This window comes from Planctobacterium marinum (genome assembly GCF_020687805.1).
In the GTDB taxonomy this organism is placed as follows: Bacteria; Pseudomonadota; Gammaproteobacteria; order Enterobacterales; family Alteromonadaceae; genus Planctobacterium; species Planctobacterium marinum.
Genome location: NZ_JAJEWQ010000017.1, coordinates 1 through 4199, shown reverse-complemented (window position 1 = coordinate 4199; position 4199 = coordinate 1). Strand labels below are relative to the sequence as shown.

Here is a 4199-nt window from a genome sequence, read left to right as displayed (position 1 = left end):
GAATTTCACCATCTGAGCTGTTTTTAATATACCAGTACTGGTTGGATGGCCGTCTTACTGCCACATCGGCAATACCGTCGCCATCAAAATCCCCCGATACCGGAATGTCATTTGCAGATTTTCCAAATTGCTCCCGCAACAGCGCGCCACCGGATGACTGACTGATATACTGGAAATAATTGGACGGGCGGCGCACTCCCACATCGGCTTTACCGTCGCCGTCGTAATCAAAGGCAACCGCAGATGCACTTCCCAGCGGAAAAGCATCTTCAGCATCTGGAATACCATCACCATCGGAGTCAGAATTCACCATGGAGGTGCCCAAAAGATACTCTTGCAGATTACTCAAACCATCATTATCTAAATCCCCGGCCGCATCACTGGCATCTCGGGGGTCCAACTCATAAGCATCTTCAACCTCATTGGGAATGCCGTCGCCATCAATATCGTCATCTTCAGCATCAACAATGCCATCACCGTCAAGATCGTCTGTAACACCACTGGCGGGGGCTTGCAGCAAATAGCCACCATTGATTTCCTGAGTCACACTTCCCAGGTTACCGTTATCGGTATAGCTTATGCGCAATGACAGCACCTGACTTTCTAACTCCCCGGTAGGCAGTGTCGCCATGTGATTAAACTCAACCAAATCTGAGGACTCGGTAGTCAGCGACTGCCATTGCCCGTCATCCAGTTTGTACTCTAATGAGCTGAGATTCAGGCTGTTAAAGTTGGCATCAGATGCCAGATATACGGTGTTTTGCTGACCACTAATAATCAGATCTGTAGTCACTTCACCATCCTCAAAAATAGCGCTAATCAAGCCGGGAAAAATGGGTCCCGTATTGGCGGCGATGTCATAAGTTGCACTGCTTTGATATGACTCACCATTTAAACTGGTTTGCCAGTCTATGGTCACAGAACTAACATCGCATTGGCTGGTGTTGAGATATAAACTCAGGGTATCGAATGGCCCGGTTAATTCACCGCCATTTCCGCAGGCCACACTGTACTGTGCATTGACTCCTGCATGGTAAGCCTGGCCGCGCCCGTTGGTGAAGTGAAAACCACGCAAATCCATCAGGTAATCCGTTCCCACTTCAATCGGTTTACTCATGGTTAAACCAGCGGCATTAAATTGATACTGAAAATCTTCAATAACATTGGTTTGGGATACCGGGTTGATGTCAGATTGCAGGGTAAAGTTGAAACTTTCGCTGCTGGCATAGGGGGTCATCCAGCCTGTTCCGAACTCGCTGGCAAAGCCCAGATGCAGCCGCGCCGCAAAATCCTGTGAACTGCCTGTAAGCTGCGTGAACTGTATCTCGTTTTTATCCGTTGCCAGGTAAAATGAAGGCAGCAATGTGCTATTCGCGCTCAGGTCAGCAGCCACATAGGGAATATCAGTATCCGCGAAACCCGTAAGGGTAATTTCGGGTTTTTCTCCCTGAGTAAACGTTTTAAGCAGATCCTGAGTGGAATTTAAGTCGTGTACGAGCTGAACAAAGGTGTCTGAATCGTCACTGCGCAATGCCGGAAACCGGACTTGTTCAACAAGACGTGAATCAATCTTGTCCTCAATGCTTCCCAGGGCGGTGTAATAGGCCACTCTTTCTGCCGGATCAATAGAATCAAAAAATAACTGGCTGCGATATTCAACGCTGACAAACCCAATGTTTTGTGAAAATTCGATAAAACTGAAAAGGTTTGTGGTTGCGGTTAAGGCCGAGGGCAGAATATCAACCGATTGCTCATCGACAGCTTCTCCCAGACCGACAAGATGGGTTAAGTTCGATGGCGACAGGTTGAGACTTTTATTGTTATCCATAACCAATACGTGCTCTTCGTAGCCGTCCACCAAAACCGTAACATCTTCACCCCGTTCCGGGATATTCAGATGGGCAATTTCAGAAGGTTCAAGTTCATGCTGAACACGAATATAAACCTCTGTTTCAGGTGTAAAAATAGTGCGGGTTTCTTCAGGAAAAATATAGTCATACGCAAAATTAAGCCCGTCGACACTGTCGACAGACAAACCGGCCGGATTTAATCCGTCATGCGTTAAGGTTAACCGGTATCCTCGTTCCAGCGTAGCAGGGACGGTCAGACTCAGATCCGGTGAAATTAATTGCAACGCTGAAAAGTAGGTTGTTGAGATATTGTCCGGAGTGGCGATATCGCCGGGAGAGCTTACCAGCACGGTAAACTCAAACCGCTCCTGGCTGTTTGCCGCAACCGTAAGTTCCGTTTGTGCGGTTTGAATTTCTACCTGTTCGGGCAATCCATCAGGTAACACCAACTCAAACGTTACAGCCTGAGTACTGTCGTTTTTAATATCCACAAAAGCACTGTATTGAATTTCAGACTGTGAATCATCAACATGGCCAAACGCCAATCCGGCATCAAAAATTGTCACTGCCTGAGCCAGTGCACCTGTGACATCCAGGCGACCATAGCCTTGTGAATAGGCATCAGCACCGATATCTATAGCAGAAGATATCATCTTAGCTTTGATATCCTGAGGCGTGGCATCAGGAAACTTTTGTTTCAGTATCGCAGCTGCACCGGCCACATGAGGAGCAGCCATACTGGTACCGCTCAATGTTACATTTCCGCCTCCCACCTGCAATGACACGATATCAGAGCCTGGGGCAATAATTTCCGGCTTAAGTTGCTGATAACTGGCACCACCCCCTTTGGAGCTAAACCCGGATACCTGATCCTGTTTGGTACTGGATGCCACCGTAATAGCCGATAATGCAGAGGCTGGAGAAAGCGCGGCAATATCACCATAACTGCCATAGTTTCCTGCGGCGGCAACCACAACAATGCCAGCAGCGACGGCATTTTCCACCGCGACATTGCCAGGTGATTGATACTCGCCAGGTCCTCCAAGACTCAGGTTAATGACATCGGCACCATCGTCCGTGCTTAAATCATCATCCGGGTCCACGGCATACTCTATTGCCGCAATAATGTCAGAGGTGCTGCCAAAGCCTTCATCATTTAAAACCCGAAGCGCCATAATGGATGCTCCCGGCGCTACACCTTGCAAGCTGCCATTTGCCGCGATAATTCCCGCCACATGCGTTCCATGACCATCAACATCCATGGGATCATCGTCGTTTTCAACGAAATCATATCCGCTCTCGACTTTACAACCTGCGCCAAAACAGCCCCCCAGGTCTGCGTGGTTGTAATCAACCCCGGTATCAATAACCGCTACGGTGATGCCAGTGCCTGTGAGGCTGCGATTTGCGCTGTCGGTTTGAGTCCAGGCATCATCTGCATTGATAATTTGGGTGCTGTCCTGCAGGAACTTTTGCACCATTCGCACAGGATGAATCGCCTTCACCGCTGGGTGCTTATTCAAATGACGGATTTTTTGCCAGTCTCCCTGTACCACTACAGAGTTGTGAACTTTGCTGTTTTGACGAACGACCTTGTCGATTAACTGGCTTTGTTTTAACTCACTGATCAGTACTGCTTGTGCCCGCTCAACTCGCTGACGATGCTGAACCAGTTTCTGCTGGATATGGCTTTTTGCTGCACGGTCTTTTCCTACCGCACGTTGTGTTTGTTGTTTCATTTGGATTAATGGCTCATCGTGCAACTCGATAATATACTGTGACACCTGCATCCGGTGCTTAATCTGAACATTCTCGTTGTCATTGGTGTGCAGAATTCTTGCGCTTTGTGATGATACCGGTAATTGCGTTTGTAAATCTGTCAGTGAGGATGGAGAAGCACCTGAGGATGCTGTGAAAACAGCACTGACCGCAACCGCAATTGTGCACAATTTCTTGCCATGTAATACCATTTCTTTCCTTTATTGTTGAAATTTTACCTGCCCCAATATAAGAAAGCTGCTCTGGTCTGTCCACACAAAACTAAGCCTGACAATAAAAATAATCCTTTTAAATCATGTATATAGGTAAATTTTGTAAGCGGTTACAGATTATTGTTTAATAAACGAACAAGGTGATGCAGAAAAAAGGCCGCAATAGCGGCCCCTGATAAATTAACTGATTAGTCGCTGGCTGCAGCGGCCATCGACATTCGGGTGAGTACCGGACCGGCCAGTGGAATATCCGCTGCATCTTTGCCAAACCACACTCGCTCTGTGACCCCATCGCTACTGCGCAGAATATACTGATACTGGGTGGACGGTCGCCTTACCGCGACATCTGCTTTACCGT

At 47.8% G+C, this 4199-nt stretch carries 1 protein-coding gene; it reads right to left on the bottom strand.

All coding sequences use genetic code 11. The features are described from left to right. A partial coding sequence (locus tag LJ740_RS22960) for a S8 family serine peptidase (protein WP_229531480.1) occupies positions 1 to 3820 on the bottom strand: 3820 nt, incomplete at its 3' end. Positions 3821 to 4199: the final 379 nt, after the last annotated feature.